This is a genomic window from Methylobacterium sp. Leaf100 (assembly GCF_001422845.1).
In the GTDB taxonomy this organism is placed as follows: Bacteria; Pseudomonadota; Alphaproteobacteria; order Rhizobiales; family Beijerinckiaceae; genus Methylobacterium.
This window is the reverse complement of sequence record NZ_LMMW01000026.1, coordinates 1-17,480: the sequence shown is the minus strand read 5'-3', so window position 1 is coordinate 17,480 and position 17,480 is coordinate 1. Positions and strand designations below refer to the sequence as shown.

The following is a 17,480-nucleotide window of genomic DNA, read 5'->3' as shown; positions in this document are numbered from 1 at the left end:
AACCGAGCGGATCAGTGCCGTCCGCTCGCCCTGCCATCGTCACACGACCGACGATGCACTAACTTCAAACCTGGGCCACTGAATGGGGGCAGGCCATGACCCTTCGCCCTGAAGCGGACGTTCCGCCCCCGACCCAACTTCGCCATTGCAGAGGATTCGTGAGGAGCCTGAAAGCGGTCGTTCGACTCGCTGACGTTCTGTTGTAGCGGATCGTCCATGATCTCTGAAGGCAGTGGCGGTCCATTCACGAGCTGAGCGTGCGCAACTCGCCTTTTGCTAGGCCGAGCAGAGTGCGCGCGAGGAGCCCCAGGATGACGATCGACGAGCCTGCTAGCAGCATCACGGCGACGGCGTCCGTCGCCAGTCCGGGCTCGGCTGCCGCGAATCTCAGGGCCGTAGTGGCAGAAGCTGCGAGCGGGAAGCTGACCGCCCACCAGGACACGCGGAACGGACAGGAGCGCGGCAGATGTCTGAGGCGCGGCATAAGGACCGCTAGCATGAACAGCATGAGCGCGTAGAGCGCCTCCGCGAACAGATCGACCGTACCCGTCGTCGTCACATAGGTCGAGAAGCCGACCGCGAACGGCGCCACGAGGATGAGCAGAGTCGGCTGCAGGGCGGACGGCAGCGGGGCATCGAACAGAAGCCGTGACACGATCATGGTGAACAGCGGAACCGCGAAGAAAAGGCCGACCGAGAGGCCGAGCACCATGACACCGTGTGTATGCGGCAAGCCGAGCGAGGGCAGGGCCAGCGGCAGGTCGAGAAGGCCGACCGCCGGGACGATCCAGGCCGGTGTCGCATGGGCGGCGACCTGGCGTTCGCTCAGCCAGCGGGTCACGATCGCCCATGCGAAGACCAGCATGCCGACAGCGCCCAGGATCCACATCCCTTGAGCGAGACGGAGATGGATGGGTGCGAGCACGATCGGCAAAAGAAGCAGGCTGATCAGCAGGGTCCCGAACAGATTGCCGGCGATCGGATGCCGGAACTCGGCCAGGACCGCGTCCGGCGCGGTGACGAGCTTCACCGCGTAGCCGAGGGTCATGGCGACGAAGGCCGCCACCGCCGCCCAGCCGATGGCATCGGCCAGCACGGCCGGTGCGCCGTAGCGGGCTTCCGCGAGGCGCCAGGCGAAGCTGAGACCGGTCAGCCCCATCACCGAGGCGAAGAGGCCGACCGGCAGGTAATCGAACCGCCGCCAGCCTATGCGTGGGATCGTCGGCAGACCGATCGGCGTCGGCTTCGAGGAAGCATTGGACATGGGATGGCTCCGGACTGGGGAGGTCGACGATCAATCGGCAGCGGCGGGCGTTCTCGCGATCTGCGCTTCGAGGTCCGCGATCCTCACATGGAGCGGAGCAACGGCCGTCGCGATTTCCGCTTCGCTGAAGCGCGGGGTGATGTGTTGCGGGCAGTTCCAGTCGAACGCCTCGACCGTCACGAGGGCGAAGCGTTCCACCCGCGCCCGGTAGCCGGGCGCGGACAAGCGAGCGGCGAGGTCCGGGCGCTCGCTGCCGTCGACGAGGCGCAGGCGGCCGAGCACCTTGAGACGCCGCCGGTTCGGGTAATCCATGAAGATCATCGCCACCCGGTCGTTCGTGGCGGCATTGCCCACCGAGACGTACTGGCGATTGCCCGCGAACTCGGCCCAGCCCAGCGTCCGGTCGTCGATGCGCATCACGAATCCGATCGGCCCGCCGCGGTGCTGGACGTAGGGCCAGCCGGTCTCGGAGACGCTGGCGAGATAGAAGCTGTCGCGCGCGGCGATGAAAGCGCCCTCGCGTGCGGTGAGCGAATCGTCCGGCACCATCGCGGCGCCGGCATCAGCATAGGCCTCGCGCGAGCCCATGCGGGCCTGCTCCGCCTGGACGGATGGAGTGAAGGCGAGATCGAAGAAGCGGTGTCTCATCGCGGACCTCCTGCGACGTGGGCCAAATCGGCGCCGTGGCCGAGCCCGTTCAGGCCCGGTCGGCAGCCGCTCTGGCCATGGGTGGTTCAGTGGGACGACAGGCTGCGGTCAAGGAAGTCGCGCATCAGCGGCGCGATGACGTCTAGCTTGTCTTCGAGTGCGAAGTGTCCCGTGTCGAGCAGGTGCATTTCGGCGTCCGGCAGGTCGCGAAGGTAGGGATGCGCACCCTCGGCCGGGAAGATCGTGTCGTTCCGGCCCCAGACGATCAGCGTCGGCGGCTGATGCGCACGGAAGAACGCCTGGAATGCGGGATAGAGCGGAACGTTCGTGCCGTAATCGCGGAACAGGTCGAGCTGGATATCCTTGTTGCCGGGACGATCGAGAAGCGCCTGATCGTGGCGCCAGTTATCGGGATCGATGCGCGAGACGTCGGCGACGCCGTCGACATACTGGAACCTCGTCGTGCCCGGAGCGACGAGGACCGACAGGGCCTCGCGGTTCGCTTTGGAATCGTCGGCCCAGTAGGCCTTGATCGGGTCCCAGAACGCCAGCAACCCCTCCTCGTAGGCGTTGCCGTTCTGAACCACGAGGGCAGTGACGCGCTCCGGATGTTTCAGGGCGAGGCGATAGCCGACGGGCGCCCCGTAATCCATCACGTAGAGGGCATAGCGCGTCGCCCCAAGGCGGCCGAGCAGTTCGTCCACGATGTCGGCAAAATGCGCGAAGGTGTAGGCGAAGGTCTTGTGGTCCGGAGCGTCGCTCTCGCCGAAACCCGGATAGTCCGGCGCAATGACGCGATAACGGTCGGCAAGGAGCGGGATCAGGTTGCGGAACATGTGCGACGAGGTCGGAAAGCCGTGGAGCAGGATGACGACCGGCGCATCGGCCGAACCGGCTTCCCGGTAAAAGACGTCGACGCCGTCGATCGTAACCGTGCGATGATGGATCACGGGGATGGCCGGGTGGGCCAATCTCCTCCACGCCGCGACCTGTATGGCGAGGGCGGATGCCGACAGAAGGGCCGGGACGATCAGATCGGTCATCGTTATTCTCCTCGAAGAGGGCCGGTGCGTGACGCGTTCCGGCTTGCGAGGAGAAATTTAGGCTCATCCGCATTTTGGTATAAGCCTATGCGTTCGGGAGTTTCACTTCCGAAAAATGGAAGGCTGCGACAGTCGTCAGAGGGCAGCCATGCGGGCTCGAAGCTTCGGAACGCTCCAATCGAGGAAGGCCCGCACCTTGAGCGGCATGAGCCCCTGTTCCGGATGGACGAAGCTGACCGGCAACGGCTCGGGCTCGTAGCTTTCCAGGATGAGCTTGAGCGCGCCTGATCGGATCTCCGAGGCGACCTGATACGAAAGCACGCGGGTGACGCCGAGACCGGCCAGCGCCGCGTCGACGGCGGCTTCCGCGGTATTGACGGTCAACCGGGCGCGGACCGGAACGGTGATCGTCTTGGCGCCCTGCTGGAAGCGCCATTCCGGGGCGGCGGGAAAGCCCTGGAACGTCACGGCTTCGTAGGTGCTCAGTTCCTCGGGCGCGCTCGGCACGCCACGGCGCGCGAGGTAGGCCGGGCTCGCGCAAACGACACGGCGGACCGAGCCGAGGCGCGTGGCCAGGAGTGCGCTGTCGGCCAGAGGGCCGATCCGCAGAGCGATGTCCACGTGATCGTCGACGAGATTCATCTGGCGATCGATGAGGAGCAGCCGAACGTTGATCTCGGGATGCGCGGTCAGGAACTCCGCGGCCACCGGAACGACGTGCCGACGGCCGAAGACGATTGGGGCGGTGACGAAGAGTTCACCGCGCGGTGTCGTGTACTCGCCCGCAGCCGCCCGCTCGGCCTCCTGCACCTGTTCGAGAATGCGTTTGCAAGCCGTGACGTAGGCTTGTCCGCTTGGCGTCAGATCGATCCGGCGGCTCGTCCGGTTCAGGAGGCAAGTTCCCAGGTGGCGTTCGAGATCGGAGACCTTGCGACTCACCGTGGTAAGGGGAAGGCGCAGCCTGCGCGCGCCGCCGGACAGGCTGCCCTCCTCAATGACGGCGAGCAGCACGGACATGGCGTCGAGTCGGTCCATGTCCCCATCTGTAAACCGAACGCTAAGGTATAAAAATACGACAACGGCACTATTTTCGAAGGCGCCACGAATGGCTTCCACTCGGCCCCAACAGCGAAAGCTGGCCGCCTACCCGTAAGCCGACGTTCCGCACCCGACTCAACCTCGCCGCTTCAAGACGATTCCCGGCCACCACGAAGCGGACGTCGGTTCGAATTCCTTTGAGCGTTGCCATCCGCGGAGCGTTCCCTGTCGTCCGTGACGGCGCTGCAAATATGTTAGCCCCACGAACCCACGCCGGCTTCGCGCCTATGTGAGACCGAAACTTGGAATTGTTCGCACTTAAGTGCATCCTTCCTGCTGGCCGGGCCGGCTCGCTAGAACAATAAAGCGAGACGCTCGGCCGTGGAGGAAACATGAACGAGATCGTCAAGCCCGATTCCCTGCTCGTCGCCGAGGCCGAGAGCATCACCGAGACTTTCTTCGGCGGCTGCCCGCACGACTGCCCGGACACCTGCTCAATGATCTTCGAGGTCAAGGACGGGGAGCTGCTCGGCGTCCGCGGCAACCCGGATCATCCGATGACCCGCGGCGGCCTCTGCGTGAAGCTGAAGGATTACGAGAAGCGCCATTACCATCCCGATCGGCTACTCTACCCGATGAAGCGGGTCGGGCCGAAAGGCTCCAAGCAGTTCGAGCGCATCACCTGGGACGAGGCGCTGGACACCATCGTCACGCGCTGGAAGGCGATCATCGACCAGTATGGCCCCGAGGCGATCGCGCCCTACAGCTACCTCGGCAACCAGGGCCTCGTGCACGGGCTGAACGGCGGCGACGCGTTCTTCAACCGCATGGGCGCCACCGTGACCGAGCGCACCTTTTGCGGCGAGGGCTCCTGCACGGCCTGGCTGCTCACCGTCGGCCCAACGGCGGGCCTCGATCCGGACAGCTACATCCACTCGAAGTACATCGTGATCTGGGCCTGCAACTCGGTCAGCACGAACCTGCACCACTGGGCCATCGTGAAGGACGCCCAGAGACAAGGCGCCAAGGTCGTCGTCATCGACACCTACGCCTCGCGCACCGCCAAGGCGGCCGACTGGCACATCGCGCCGAAGCCCGGCACGGACGGCGCGCTCGCCATGGCGCTGATCAACTCGATCATCGAACAAGGCCTCGTCGACCAGGACTACGTCGACAACTACACGGTCGGCTTCGAGGAGCTAAAGGAGCGGGCGAGCACCCGCACGCCGGAATGGGCCGCCGAGATCACCGGCGTCCCGGTCGCGGACATCCGCAAGCTCGCCCGCGAGATGGCGACCGAGCAGCCGGTGGGCATCCGCATGGGCGTGGCGCTGGAGCGGCACTATGGCGGCGGACAGACCATCCGGGCGGTGTCGTCCATCCCGGCGCTGACCGGCGCCTGGCGCCATGTCGGCGGCGGCGTCACGCAGTTCGGGGTCTGGGAGCATCCTTACAAGTTCGACGTGATGTGCCGACCCGACCTGATCCCGGAGGGGACCCGCGTCATCAGCAACCTGCAGATCGGGCGGGCGCTGACCGGCGAGCTGAAGCTCGACCCGCCGATCATGTCGATGATGTGCTGGAACTCGAACCCGGTCACGCAGGCGCCCGAGACCGACAAGATCGTCGCCGGGTTGATGCGCGAGGACCTGTTCATGGTCTCTGCCGAGCACTTCATCTCCGACACGGCATCCTACGCCGACATCGTGCTTCCCGCCACGATGGGCGCGGAGATGGAGGACATGATCCTGTCGTGGGGCCACCTTTATCTCACCTACAACACCAAGTGCGCGGAGGCGCCCGGCGAGGCGATCCCGAACAACGAGATCTTCCGCCAGCTCGCCGCCCGGCTCGGCTTCGAGGAAGAGAACTTCAAGTGGACCGACACGGAGTGCCTGGAGCACTACGTCGACTGGAACGCCCCGGCCTGCGAGGGCATCGACCTCCAGTACATGCGTGAGCATGGCTTTGCCCGCTTGAAAGTCGGCACGCCCGACGACCGGGCTCCGCATCGGGAGGGCAATTTCCCGACACCGACCGGCAAGTGCATGTTCATGGTCGAGGGCGCCACGAACTTCGTCGCGCCGCCGTTCCGGCAGATGTACGAAGGCTTCCAGCCCGGCGAGGCGCTCGATCCGCTGCCCGACTATCTCGGCCCGCGGGAATCCCACACCAACGATCCTGAGCTGGCCAAGCGCTTCCCGCTCAACATCGTCTCGCCGAAGAGCCACTACTTCCTGAACTCCTGCTACGCCAACATGGAGGACAAGCAGAAGGGCCAAGGAGAGCAGTTCGTGATGATCAACCAAGCCGACGCCGACACCCGCGGTATCAGGGACGGCGACAAGGTTCAGGTTGCCAACGACCGGGGGGCCTTCAAGGGGGTGGCCCGCATCACCGAGGACGTGAAGGCCGGCATCGTGGTCGCGACGCTCGGCTACTGGCGTCAGCTCAACGAGGGCACGGTCAACAGTATCTCGTCGGGGGCCTTCACCGACATGGGCCACGCCCCGTCGTTCTCGGACAACCTCGTCGAGGTTGCCCGGGCGAACTGAAGTCACCGATTGGCTGAGCAACAAACGGGCGTCCTACGGGACGCTTGTTCCTAATCAATGGTTCTTTGGTCAGCCTGCCCTGAGAACGAATTGTGAGAGCCCCTGGGTGTTCGTGGAAAGCACACCTAGGTGTCCGCTTCTCCCACCATCACGCCCGAAAGCAGACCGGCAAAAATCCACCCGATGCAGAAAGGCTGGGTCAGTTCAAGAACGTCTATATCCAAGACAGTCAAATGCCAGTTCGACGACATTGGACGCGCTGCGGTTGTAAAGTCTGAATGGCCCCTCAACGTTGCCGCCGAGGAGGCCGGCTTTCAGATTTCGGTCGCTTCTGCCAGAGCGAGCGCGTCTTCAACGTCCACGCCGAGGTAGCGTACCGTGCTCTCGATCTTCGTATGACCGAGCAGAATCTGCACAGCCCATAAGTTGCCGGTTCGCTTGTAGATCAATGCCGCCTTTGTTCGGCGTAGAGAATGTGTGCCGTAGTCCTCGCACCGTAGTCCTATGCCCGTCACCCATTCATCTACCAGGCGGGCGTACTGCCGGGTGCTTATGTGCGCCTCGTGGTCGATCCGGCTGGGAAAGGCGTAATCGTCAAGCCCGGCCCCTCGGCACCTCAGCCAAGTCAGAATGCTGGTACGTGCTGGTACGTGCTGGTTCGAGCAGTTCGAATTGCACGAGTGACCCAGTCTTTCGCTGAAGGACAATGACGCGCGCCCGTACGTGCCCGCCGCTGACGAGCTCACCGATCTTCAATTTGACGATGCCACAACCGCGCAACTCGCTGTCGATAGCGAGGTCGAACATGGCCCGGTCGCGTACACGCCGCTCTCCGTCGAGCCAGAAACGGATGGCCCAAACCTGTTGTGGTTTGAGCGCGCGTTTGGCGCCGAGCTTCCGTCCTGCGTTCCATGGTCGGCGGGTCTCGAAGGCGGGGTCGTGCTCTGAATGTCCCATCTCTCATCTCCCAACCGGCCGTTGCCGGCAGAGAGAAGGGGTGCTGCGAACGTAGCCTGCGCATCACCAATTGGACATTCGGGATGTGTGCCACGCAGCTGCCAAGCTTAATATACAGCCCTGCTGCGTCCGACCCGATTTGGTCGAAGCCGGCGACGCGCACGCTTCTTTAAAACGGACACCAGCGATGACACGTGCCGCGGTGACGTCTGCAGGCCGCGAATATGCCTGGCGTATCCCCGTGATCCCTCCGAGGAAAAAAACGCAATCCGCCCCTAGACGACCGGTCTAATTAAATCTATCTCAACGTCATGGCACGCGTCACCGCACATACCGACACCCGCCAGGGGATCCTCGACACCGCCTACGGCCTCGTCGGCGCGAAGGGGTTCTCCGGGGTTGGGCTCAACGAGATCCTGACGTCGGCCGGCGTGCCGAAGGGGTCGTTCTACCACTACTTCGGCTCCAAGGAGGCTTTCGGCGAGGCCCTCCTGGCGGACTACTTCGAAACCTATCTCGCCGACCTCGACAAGACGCTTGCGGAGCCGGGACTGAGGCATGCCGAGCGCCTGATGAACTACTGGCGCAAATGGCAGGCCACGCAGGGCAGTATCGACTACCAGCGCAAGTGCCTCGCGGTGAAGCTTGCGGCGGAGGTCTCGGACCTGTCCGAACCGATGCGCCTCGCCCTCAAGGGCGGCACCACCGCGATCATTGAACGGCTGTCGCGGTCCATCGCGGCGGGCGTGGCGGAGGACTCGCTCACGATCAAGAGTGAGCCGCATACGACCGCCGAGGACCTGTACCATGTCTGGCTCGGTGCGAGCCTGATGGCCAAGATCGTCCGGACCGACGCACCGTTCGAGGCCGCCATAGGGACGACCCGGCGCATCCTCGGCCTCGGGTCACCCTGATACATCGCGTTCCAACTTTGCCCTGAACAATCTCTTCGTCACGCCAATATACAAGACGACCGGTCTATTTAGGTTAGAGTCGACCACCTTCCCCGGGACGGGGCCCCGCGGACCCAGCGAACTGCCCGATACGCGAAGATTTCTTCTCAACCCCAGCAAACGACCCGGAGAACGACGATGAAGATCCTGATGGTGCTGACCTCGCACGACCGCCTCGGCGACACCGGCCGGAAGACCGGCTTCTGGCTGGAAGAGCTCGCGGCCCCCTACTACGTGTTCAAGGATGCCGGTGCGGAGGTGGTCCTGGTGTCACCCGAGGGCGGCCGCCCGCCGCTCGATCCGAAGAGCGCCGAGCCGAGCTTCCAGACCGACACGACGCGTCGCTTCGAAACCGACGCGGCGGCCATGGCGGTGCTGGCCGAGACGGGCCGGCTCGATGCCGTTGGCCACGAGGGCTTCGATGCCGTGTTCTATCCCGGCGGTCACGGGCCCCTCTGGGACCTCGCCGAGGACCCGGCCTCGATCAGGCTGATCGAGACGACGCTCGCCGCCGGCAAGCCCCTCGCCCTGGTCTGTCACGCCCCCGGCGTCCTGCGCCATGCCAAGGCGGCCGGCGGGAAGTCCCTCGTCGAAGGCCGGAACGTCACCGGCTTCACGAACACCGAAGAGGAGGCCGTTGGCCTCACCCAGGTGGTTCCGTTCCTGGTCGAGGACGAGCTCAAGCGGAACGGCGGCCTCTACGCCAAGGGAGCCGACTGGGGACCCTTCGTCGTGACGGACGGCCTGCTCATCACCGGCCAGAACCCGGCCTCCTCCGGACCCGCCGCCGAGCGTCTCGTCGCCCACCCCGCGAACCGCTGAGGACGCGGGCGCCCCCGGGGGCGCCCGCCCGCCACCCATGCTCGTCGCACGGCCGAGCCAGGGCGATCCGCCCGCATCGGCGACCTCGAAGGATCCCAGCCCATGACCACCGACATCATTTTCTCGGACGCGACCCGGCTCGCCGAATTAATCCGTACCCGGCAGGTCTCGCCGGTCGAGGTCGTGCAGGCGCACCTCGACCGCATCGCGGCGGTCGACCCCAAGGTCAACGCCATCGTCACGGTCGCTGAAGGCGCGTTGGCAGCGGCGAAGGAAGCCGAGGCGGCCGTCATGGCGGGCAGGGAACTCGGGCTCCTGCACGGCGTGCCATTCACCGTGAAGGATTCCATCGACACCGCTGGCGTGATGACACAGCGCGGTTCGCCTATCTTCAAGGGTCGCACACCCGACGCCGACGCGACCAGCGTGGCTCGCATGAAGAAGGCCGGCGGCATCCTGCTCGCCAAGACCAACCTTCCCGAGTTCTCCTATTGGATCGAGAGCGACAACCTGCTCTCCGGCCGCTCGAACAACCCATGGAACCTTGAGCGCACTCCGGGTGGGTCGAGCGGCGGCGAGTCGGCAGCCATCGCGGCGGGCATGTCGCCCCTAGGCCTCGGCACCGACCTCGCCATCTCGGTGCGCGGCCCGGCCGCCCAGACCGGCATCGTCTCGCTGAAGGCCACCCACGGACGCGTGCCGATGACCGGCATCTGGCCGCGGGCCCCCCGCCGCTTCTGGCATGTGGGTCCGATGGCGCGCTCGATCCGCGATCTCGCCCTCGCCTTCTCGCAACTCGCCGGGCCCGATGGCCTGGACGCATTCGCCACGAGCGCGGCCGGCTCGGACGCCGGCATCGGCGGCGCGCCGGAGCGAAAGCTCCGCATCGGCTGGATGGTCGGGCCGGGCTTCGGTCCCATCGACACCGAGGTCGCGGCGACCGTCCGGGCGGCGGCGGAGGCGCTCAAGGGCGAGGGGCATCACGTGGAGGCGGTGCGCATCCCGGCACTGGAGCGCGACTTCGCCCTCGACGTGTTCAACAAGCTCCACGTCATGGAGATGAAGCCGGCCTTCCGGAAAGCGACCGCCGGGCACGAGGACCAGATGTACAAGATGGCCAAGACCATGCTGTCACTACCCGACACGTCGATGGAGGATTACATCGCGGCGGAGCAGGCGGCGGAGCGGCTCCGGGATGGCTATGCCGCCTACTTCCGGGACCACGACGTCCTCTTGACCCCGGTGCTGCCCGTCCCGGCGCACAAACACGGCATCAGCGAACTCGTCGTCAACGGTGAGACCGTCGACCTGACCTATCTTCAGGGCGCGACCGTTCCGCTGAACGTGACCGGCCTGCCGGGCCTGTCGATACGCTTTGGGACGAGCCGCGAGGGCTTGCCCATCAACGTGCAGTTGGTGGGCAGCTGGCAGGCGGAGACCACGATCCTGCATGCCGCCTCGGTGCTGGAGAGCGTGAGCCCGGTACGCGGACTTCACCCGAGCCTCTGACCGGAAAACTGTCGGCGATCTCTAAGCGGGTGGCAATATCGATCGCCACCCGCCGCAACGTCATAGAAAAGTAGCGTTCCCTGGCCGCCTGAGCGACGAAGCCAGCTTCATCGCGGTCGCCGAACGCTGCGTCGACGGAGGGATGCGTCACGTCGAGCCCCGCGCGTCGAAATCCGGTCCGTCGAGACCGTACCTGAAGCGTCGAGCGGGTGCATCGTGACCGCTACCAGGGCACGACCTCCTGTTCGAAGAAGAAGCAGCCTGTCGGACCGGCCTTGTCGGTCTCGGCGAGCCAGACGATCCCGGCCGCAGCCTGCTCGACCGTCCGGTAGCCGGTATGACCGTTGAAATCGGTCGCGGTGTATCCCGGGTCGGCCGCGTTGACCCGGATGCCCAGCGGGGCGAACTCCTTCGCGAACGACACGGTCCCGGCGTTGAGGGCGGTCTTCGAGCTGTTGTAGCCGAGCACGTTGATCCCGTGGAACGGGTTCGCCGGATCGGACAGCCATCCCAACGAGCCTAGGCCGCTGCTGACCATGATCACGCTGGCGTCCTCCGAGGCCTTCAACAGCGACAGGAAAGCCTGGGTCACCCGGATCGGGCCGAACACGTTCGTCTCATAGACCGCACGGATGTCGTCGATCCGTTGCTCGCTCGGTTTCACCGGTGGGTCCCCAAGGACACCGGCGTTGTTGATCAGCACGTCGAGAACGCCATGTTCCTTTTCGATCGCGAAAACCGCATTCCTCACGCTGTCGTCGCACGTGACGTCGAGCGGCAGGCTTCGCACGTCATACCCTTCCTCCCGCAACCGCTCAGCGGCCTGCCTGCCGCGCGCCGCGTCGCGGCTTCCGAGCCAGACGCGGTATTCCGATCGCCCGAGTTGGCGAGCGGTCTCGTAGCCGATGCTCCTGTTGGCACCGGTGATGAGAACGGTCTTTCCGGTCATGGGGGTTGCTCCGATGAAACGAGCGCATACGCGCCGCGGCTTTCCTCGTAGCGCCGTCCTGCCATGCCTGATAATCCAACCGGAACCGGACGGACTGATCGGAATGGCGAACAATGACGATGGCGCGAACCTCGACGGTCTCTCCGTCTTCCTTGCGGTTTGCGAGACGGGAGGGTTCCGTGCTGCGGCCAAGAGGCTGGGTCTGTCGCCCTCGACGGTGAGCGAGAGGATCGTCTCGCTGGAGACCCGCCTTGGGGCCCCTCTCCTGATCCGGACGACGCGCAGCGTGGTACCGACCGAGGTCGGACGCGTGCTGGCGGATCGCCTCCTGCCGGTCCTGACCGAGGCGCGGGCCGCTCTTCAGGATGCGGCGAGTTCCCAAAGCAGGGTGCGGGGTCTCCTACGCCTCAACGTGACCGGCGCGGTGATGGTCGATATCCTGCCGCCGTTGCTTGACCGATTCCTTCTCGCCAACCCCGAGGTCAGGGTCGAACTCGTCGTAGAGGACCGGCTCGTCGATATCGCGGCCGTGGGTTGCGATGCCGGGATCCGCTATGGCGAGCACCTGGCGCAGGACATGATCGCGGTGCCGATCGGACCACCGTCCCAGAGGGTCGCGGCCGCCGCCGCCCCGGCTTACCTCGAAGCCCGCGACACGCCACGCCACCCGAACGACCTCCTGCTGCACGACTGCATCAGGCTGCGCTTCTCCAGCGGGACGCTCGTCGCCTGGGCGTTCGAGAAGGACGGCGTCGCGATGACCGTCGATCCGCCGGGTCGCCTCATCATCGGCGTCGACGCGGCCGCAGCGGCCATTGATCTGGCCTGCCGGGGCCGCGGCATCATCGTAACGTTCGAGAATTGGCTGCAACCGTTCCTGAGCACGGGTGCGCTCCGGCCGGTCCTGTCGGACTGGTGGCCCGAGTTCGAGGGGCCGCAGCTTTATTTCTCGAACAGATTCATGCCTGCACCACTGCGTGCCTTCGTGAACCTCGTCAAGAACGAGACCGCGCGTTCGACCATCGTTCCCTGACCGGATCGCCCACGGTCTTCACTTGTGACGATGGCAGCGGAGACTCATTCTTCACGGTTGCTTTCGGCGACGATTAGTCGGCCTCGTCGGGCTGATATCCCCTTCAGCCGGCTCGGCTCGAAGCAAACCGGCGGCGATCAGCTTGAAGGCATCGACGACCTTCGTAAGGTTGATCTGCGGCTCCTCCGCCGCGGCGATCCAGAGCGCAGCGCTCAGCGATGCGCCGTTGAGCAGCCGCGCCGCCGCCGCCGCGTCGACGGGACGGATGGTTCCCCCGTCGAGGAGGGACTGGATACGACGCGTCGTCTCGTGGAGGCAGGCGTTCTGGCTCGGCCACTGCGAGGGGTCGCCGAGGACGGCCGGTCCGTCCAGGAGCATGATGCGTTGGATCTCCGGCTCCAGGGCCATCTCGATGTAGGCGGCATACTCGTCGAGTAGCCCTGCCCATGCCGATCCAGCCCGTTCACCGACGGTGCGGAGCCGGTCCGCCATCTCCGCGTCGATCTGGTCGATCACCGCGTGGAGCAGTCCCTTCTTGTCGCCGAAGTTGTGATAGAGCGCCCCGCGCGTCAGGCCGACCTCGGCCGTGAGGTCGTCCATCGACGCGGCGGCGTAACCCTTGGTCGCGAACGCCTTGCGGGCGGCCTGCACCAGCTTGGCCCGCGTCTCCTCCATCGTCCTTGCACGCCGTCCCGTCGCCACCGCCCGACTCCCTTACGCATACCCAACGTATGTGAATTGACATACGAGGCGTATGCAAGTTACATGTGACATACGCAGCGTATATCACCGTTCGTGGTTAAGGCACGAAGGGACGTTCGGCGAACCGAGGAGTTGCGAGATGACGAAACGAGACGCGGTCTTCCCGGACGGGCGGCAGGCACTCTACGAGATCAACCGCTACTCGGCGGCGATCCGTTCGGGCGACCTTCTCTTCGTCTCTGGCCAAGTCGGCAGCCGCGAGGACGGGTCGCCCGAGCCGGACTTCGCCCAACAGGTGCGGCGGGCCTTCGACAACCTGGACGCCGTCCTGAAGGCCGCCGGATGCACGTTCGAAGACGTCGTCGATGTCACCACCTTCCACACCGACCCGGCCAACCAGTTCGAGACGGTGTCCGCCATCCGTCAGGACGTCATCGGCGCGGCGCCGTATCCGAACTGGACCGCCGTCGGCGTGACTTGGCTGGCCGGCTTCAACTTCGAGATCAAGGTGATCGCGCGCATCCCGTCCGTTGGGTGAGCCGGCGGCTCGGTGGCATCGACCAGCCGCCCAACGGCGCGCGCCGTTCGACCGTGGATGATCGAAGCGTGAACGTCCACGCCATCGACCCGCCTGTCGGTCGGCGCGACAAGTCCGGCCCGGTGGCGCCCGGACATCTCCTCGCAGGACGCGAGCGCGGTCTCGCCGCGAGCATGGGAGGAACGATGAAGCCTTCGATCCATGGCCTTTCCCGCAGGAAACTTCTGTTCGCGAGCCTGGCGGCACCTTTCGTCCTGGGATTCGAAAACGCTGGTGCGAACGCAACGAACACCTTGCGCGAGATCGAGCGCCGCGTCGGGGGTCGTCTCGGCGTTTCTGTGGGGAAGTCGAACGCGCCGCCATTGCTGGGTCATCGCGCCGACGAACGCTTTCCGATGTGCAGCACCTTCAAGGTACTGGCGGCGGCGGCCCTGATGGCAAGGGTCGACGCCGGCACGGAGAGCCTGGATCGGGCGCTACCCTATGGTGAGGGAGACCTCCTCAAGTACGCTCCCGTCACCCGTAAAGCGCTTGAGGCGGCAGGAGGCATGGGCCGGATCTCGGTTGCCGATGCCTGCGCGGCGGCCGTGGAATGGAGCGACAACACCGCTGCCAACCTCATGCTGAACGTTTTGGGCGGGCCGTCGGCGCTGACGGGCTGGCTGCGCGGCATCGGCGATCCAACGACCCGGCTCGACCGGACCGAGCCGGATTTGAACACCGCCATTCCGGACGATCCGCGCGATACGACGACGCCGGACGCGATGCGCACGACGCTGGAGCAGATCCTGGTCGGCACCGCCCTGTCGCCAGCCACGCGTACCCGTCTGGACGGATGGTTGGCCGCCGGCCGGACCGGGTCCAAGCGGCTGCGTGCCGGCATTCCGCCGGACTGGAAGGTCGGCGACAAGACCGGCAGCGGCGACAACGGCACCTACAACGACGTGGCGATCCTGCGCCCCCCTGGGCAGGCGCCGATCCTCGCCGCGGTCTACCTCACCGGTAGCACGGCGCCCGTAACGGACGTGGATGCGGCTTATGCCGAGATCGGACGAATGATCGCCGAGGCCGTCCGCGCGCCTCGCGAATAGGGGAGTTCAAACCGGCAGGTCACTCCCGCCGGCCTCCTGATACAATTTGGAGACGAGGCGAATGGGTATCCTGGAAGCGCACGTCGCACGGTTCGAAGGCTCGCCGTTCGCATCGTTCGCGAGCCGTGAGGCGTGGGGCTTGGTGGAACGGCTTCGGGAGATCGTTCACGGGTTGCTGGACGGTCTGGGCTCGGACTTCCGCATCGAGGACGGCATCGCGGTCCATCGAACGGCGACTGTGGAGGATGGCGCGTCCTTGAAAGCCCCCGTCATCGTTGGACCGCGCTGCCTCGTCGCCCAGGGAAGCTTGATTCGGGGCGGATGCTGGGTCGACGAGGATTGCATCGTAGGACCTGGCTCGGAATTGAAGACCACGATCGTATTCCGGGGATCGAAACTGGCGCATTTCAACTTCGTCGGCGACAGCCTCCTTGGGGAGCACGTCAACCTGGAGGCGGGCGCAATCATCGCCAACCACCGCAACGAACGCGACGAGAAATCGATCGTGATTCAGCACGGCGGCAGGGCGATCGAGACCGGAACCACGAAGTTCGGGGCTTTGGTGGGTGACGGCACGCGGATCGGCGCGAACGCGGTCGTCGCCCCGGGGGCCATCCTTGCACCCCGAACGATCGTGGGGCGGTTGGTCTTGATCGATCAGCGCCCGCCGGCCTGAAGGAAGTCGCGTTCGGGGATCGTGGTCGGGCCACGTCGTCATGCAGCTCTTGGCAGCGAAAGTCGATCAAGTCGGTATGCCGGGTCGCGTTACGCAACCGGGCATCACGGATCTGGGGATACCCGCAGCGTCAGTCAGCATGCCGCCGGTTCGCCCGCCGAAGCTTTCGCGAAGGCTCGCCGTGCGCCCTCGACCGCGTCGAGGCTCTTCTCGGCCCAGATCCAGACGCCGCAGAACGCGGAGCCGAGGCTCCGTCCGAGATCGGTGAGCCGGTACTCGACCTTTGGGGGGACGACGGGATGGACGGTGCGGATCACCAAACCATCCCGCTCCATCTGCCGTAACGTCTGCGTCAGCATCTTCTGGCTGATGCTTCCGATCAGCCGTGCGATCTGGGTGAAGCGCAGGGTGCCCTTCTCTTCGAGAAGTTCGAGGACCAGCATCGTCCATTTGTCCGCAACACGACCGATCAGGTCGTGAACGAGCGCCTCGACCCGGGGATCCGTATCCCCTCCAATTGGCTCGGAACCGTGGGTCGAAGCGATCGTCGCCGGATCAACTTTGGGCACGGCCGTCGTCATCCGACACTCTCCTTCTGGTGAGTATAAATCTTTTGGGTGCCTTCTGTCGCAAGGAGAGTAGTAAGGACATCTTCCGGAGGCAACGACGATTCGACGCGAGGGCATTCCCATGAAGACTACCGGAAACACTATTCTCATCACCGGGGGCGCGTCCGGCATCGGACGCGAACTGGCCGAGCGTTTCAATGCTCAAGGCAACAGGGTAATCATCGCCGGACGGAGCCGCGAGCGCCTCGACGCGGTTACGTCGGCGAACGCGGGCATCCTCGGCTATGTGCTCGATGTCGGAAACAAGGATGCGGTCGCGGCGTTCGCAAAGCGGGTGGTCGCCGAGCACCCGGACATCAACGTCCTCGTCAACAATGCAGGGATCATGGTGGCCGAGGACGTGGCGCGCGCCCGGGACCTTTCTGACGCAGAGGCGACCATCGCGACCAATCTCCTCGGTCCGATCCGCCTGACGAATGCGCTGATCGACCATCTTTCGACCAAGTCGGACGCGGCGATCGTCAACGTCTCGTCCGGCCTCGCCTTTGTACCCCTGGTGGCGACGCCGACGTACTGTGCGACGAAGGCGGCGATCCACTCCTACACCGTCAGCCTTCGGGAGGCCCTCAGGGGACGGGTCGAGGTCATCGAGCTCGTGCCGCCAGCGGTGCAGACTGAACTCACGCCCGGCCAGTCGACGCGTGACGGCTACATGCCGCTGGATGCGTTCAGGGCGGAAGTCATGAGGCTGTTTGCTCGGCTACCGACGCCGCCGGAGATCCTCGTGGAGCGGGTCGGCTTCCTGCGTCATGCGGAGGCGGAGGGGCGGTTCGAGGAGGCTTTGACGGCCTTGAACGATCTCGCCCGGGGGCAGGTCCCCAAATAGCCTCTGCGGCTGGACCTCCGCTACTCGCGGCCTTACGCCAATACCCCACGGGATAGATTTGTGGCCGTAGGCAAACTGAATACGGAGGGACGTCCGCTACAACCTATCGAACGCCCGGAAGCGGACTGGCGTCAAACCACCCTTAGGGCCTGTCGTCGCCTGAACAGATTGGCTGGGCTTGCGTTTTCGTCTCTCTGATGGAGGAGGGACGATGCTGAGCGACGCGCAATGGGCTGATCTGGAGCCT

16 protein-coding genes and 1 pseudogene are annotated in these 17,480 nt (G+C 65.3%); 9 read left to right on the top strand and 8 right to left on the bottom strand.

Annotated features, from left to right (window positions below; all coding sequences use genetic code 11):
• Nucleotides 1-244: 244 nt before the first annotated feature.
• The 4 genes from ASF25_RS14240 to ASF25_RS14225 all read right to left on the bottom strand — a co-directional run bounded on the left by ASF25_RS14240 (nucleotide 245) and on the right by ASF25_RS14225 (nucleotide 4,071).
• A complete protein-coding gene (locus ASF25_RS14240) occupies nucleotides 245-1,264 on the bottom strand; it encodes an SLAC1 anion channel family protein (RefSeq protein WP_082502730.1) in 1,020 nt (339 codons plus the stop codon).
• Nucleotides 1,265-1,294: 30 nt separating this feature from the next.
• Nucleotides 1,295-1,912 (bottom strand): pyridoxamine 5'-phosphate oxidase family protein, encoded by a 618-nt coding sequence (locus ASF25_RS14235; RefSeq protein WP_056305344.1) that lies wholly within the window; start codon nucleotides 1,910-1,912, stop codon nucleotides 1,295-1,297.
• Between the two features lie 86 nt (nucleotides 1,913-1,998).
• The gene (locus tag ASF25_RS14230; protein ID WP_056305342.1) at nucleotides 1,999-2,955 is read right to left on the bottom strand and encodes an alpha/beta hydrolase; all 957 of its coding nucleotides are present in this window, start codon (nucleotides 2,953-2,955) and stop codon (nucleotides 1,999-2,001) included.
• A 135-nt stretch (nucleotides 2,956-3,090) separates the two neighbouring features.
• A complete protein-coding gene (locus ASF25_RS14225; RefSeq protein WP_348271331.1) occupies nucleotides 3,091-4,071 on the bottom strand; it encodes a LysR family transcriptional regulator in 981 nt (326 codons plus the stop codon).
• 314 nt (nucleotides 4,072-4,385) lie between these two features.
• Between ASF25_RS14225 and ASF25_RS14220 the strand changes: the two genes are divergently transcribed.
• Nucleotides 4,386-6,548: a molybdopterin oxidoreductase family protein gene (locus tag ASF25_RS14220; protein ID WP_056305338.1), complete on the top strand. Its 2,163-nt coding sequence runs from the start codon at nucleotides 4,386-4,388 to the stop codon at nucleotides 6,546-6,548.
• A 314-nt stretch (nucleotides 6,549-6,862) separates the two neighbouring features.
• Here ASF25_RS14220 and ASF25_RS22020 read toward each other — a convergent pair.
• Nucleotides 6,863-7,505, bottom strand: a pseudogene (locus tag ASF25_RS22020) (tyrosine-type recombinase/integrase).
• A 311-nt stretch (nucleotides 7,506-7,816) separates the two neighbouring features.
• Here ASF25_RS22020 and ASF25_RS14205 point away from each other — a divergent pair.
• The 3 genes from ASF25_RS14205 (at nucleotide 7,817) to ASF25_RS14195 (ending at nucleotide 10,789) form a co-directional block, all read left to right on the top strand.
• On the top strand, nucleotides 7,817-8,419 hold the full coding sequence (locus ASF25_RS14205) for a TetR/AcrR family transcriptional regulator (protein ID WP_056305332.1): 603 nt from the start codon (nucleotides 7,817-7,819) through the stop codon (nucleotides 8,417-8,419).
• 177 nt (nucleotides 8,420-8,596) lie between these two features.
• Nucleotides 8,597-9,280 (top strand): type 1 glutamine amidotransferase domain-containing protein, encoded by a 684-nt coding sequence (locus ASF25_RS14200; RefSeq protein ID WP_056305330.1) that lies wholly within the window; start codon nucleotides 8,597-8,599, stop codon nucleotides 9,278-9,280.
• 102 nt (nucleotides 9,281-9,382) lie between these two features.
• Nucleotides 9,383-10,789 carry an amidase gene (locus ASF25_RS14195; protein WP_056305328.1) on the top strand — a complete coding sequence of 469 codons (1,407 nt, stop codon included), beginning with the start codon at nucleotides 9,383-9,385 and terminating at the stop codon, nucleotides 10,787-10,789.
• 223 nt (nucleotides 10,790-11,012) lie between these two features.
• Here ASF25_RS14195 and ASF25_RS14190 read toward each other — a convergent pair whose 3' ends face one another.
• Nucleotides 11,013-11,738 carry an SDR family oxidoreductase gene (locus tag ASF25_RS14190; protein WP_056305327.1) on the bottom strand — a complete coding sequence of 242 codons (726 nt, stop codon included), beginning with the start codon at nucleotides 11,736-11,738 and terminating at the stop codon, nucleotides 11,013-11,015.
• Between the two features lie 13 nt (nucleotides 11,739-11,751).
• On the opposite strand from ASF25_RS14190, the gene ASF25_RS14185 reads away from it, so the two are divergent.
• A complete protein-coding gene (locus ASF25_RS14185) occupies nucleotides 11,752-12,771 on the top strand; it encodes a LysR family transcriptional regulator (protein ID WP_348271330.1) in 1,020 nt (339 codons plus the stop codon).
• 51 nt (nucleotides 12,772-12,822) lie between these two features.
• Here ASF25_RS14185 and ASF25_RS14180 read toward each other — a convergent pair whose 3' ends face one another.
• Entirely contained in the window at nucleotides 12,823-13,473 is a 651-nt protein-coding gene (locus ASF25_RS14180; RefSeq protein WP_244473020.1) for a TetR/AcrR family transcriptional regulator, read from the bottom strand.
• 139 nt (nucleotides 13,474-13,612) lie between these two features.
• Here ASF25_RS14180 and ASF25_RS14175 point away from each other — a divergent pair, with 139 nt between their 5' ends.
• The 3 genes from ASF25_RS14175 to ASF25_RS14165 all read left to right on the top strand — a co-directional run bounded on the left by ASF25_RS14175 (nucleotide 13,613) and on the right by ASF25_RS14165 (nucleotide 15,778).
• Entirely contained in the window at nucleotides 13,613-14,011 is a 399-nt protein-coding gene (locus ASF25_RS14175; protein WP_056305321.1) for a RidA family protein, read from the top strand.
• On the top strand, nucleotides 14,008-15,102 hold the full coding sequence (gene bla, locus ASF25_RS14170; protein WP_244473019.1) for a class A beta-lactamase: 1,095 nt from the start codon (nucleotides 14,008-14,010) through the stop codon (nucleotides 15,100-15,102). Before ASF25_RS14175 ends, bla begins: the two co-directional genes overlap by 4 nt.
• A 61-nt stretch (nucleotides 15,103-15,163) precedes the next feature.
• Entirely contained in the window at nucleotides 15,164-15,778 is a 615-nt protein-coding gene (locus ASF25_RS14165; protein WP_056305319.1) for a hypothetical protein, read from the top strand.
• A 134-nt stretch (nucleotides 15,779-15,912) separates the two neighbouring features.
• Here ASF25_RS14165 and ASF25_RS14160 read toward each other — a convergent pair whose 3' ends face one another.
• Entirely contained in the window at nucleotides 15,913-16,359 is a 447-nt protein-coding gene (locus tag ASF25_RS14160; RefSeq protein WP_082502728.1) for a helix-turn-helix domain-containing protein, read from the bottom strand.
• A 109-nt stretch (nucleotides 16,360-16,468) separates the two neighbouring features.
• Between ASF25_RS14160 and ASF25_RS14155 the strand changes: the two genes are divergently transcribed.
• Nucleotides 16,469-17,233 (top strand): SDR family oxidoreductase, encoded by a 765-nt coding sequence (locus ASF25_RS14155; protein ID WP_056305317.1) that lies wholly within the window; start codon nucleotides 16,469-16,471, stop codon nucleotides 17,231-17,233.
• Nucleotides 17,234-17,480: the final 247 nt, after the last annotated feature.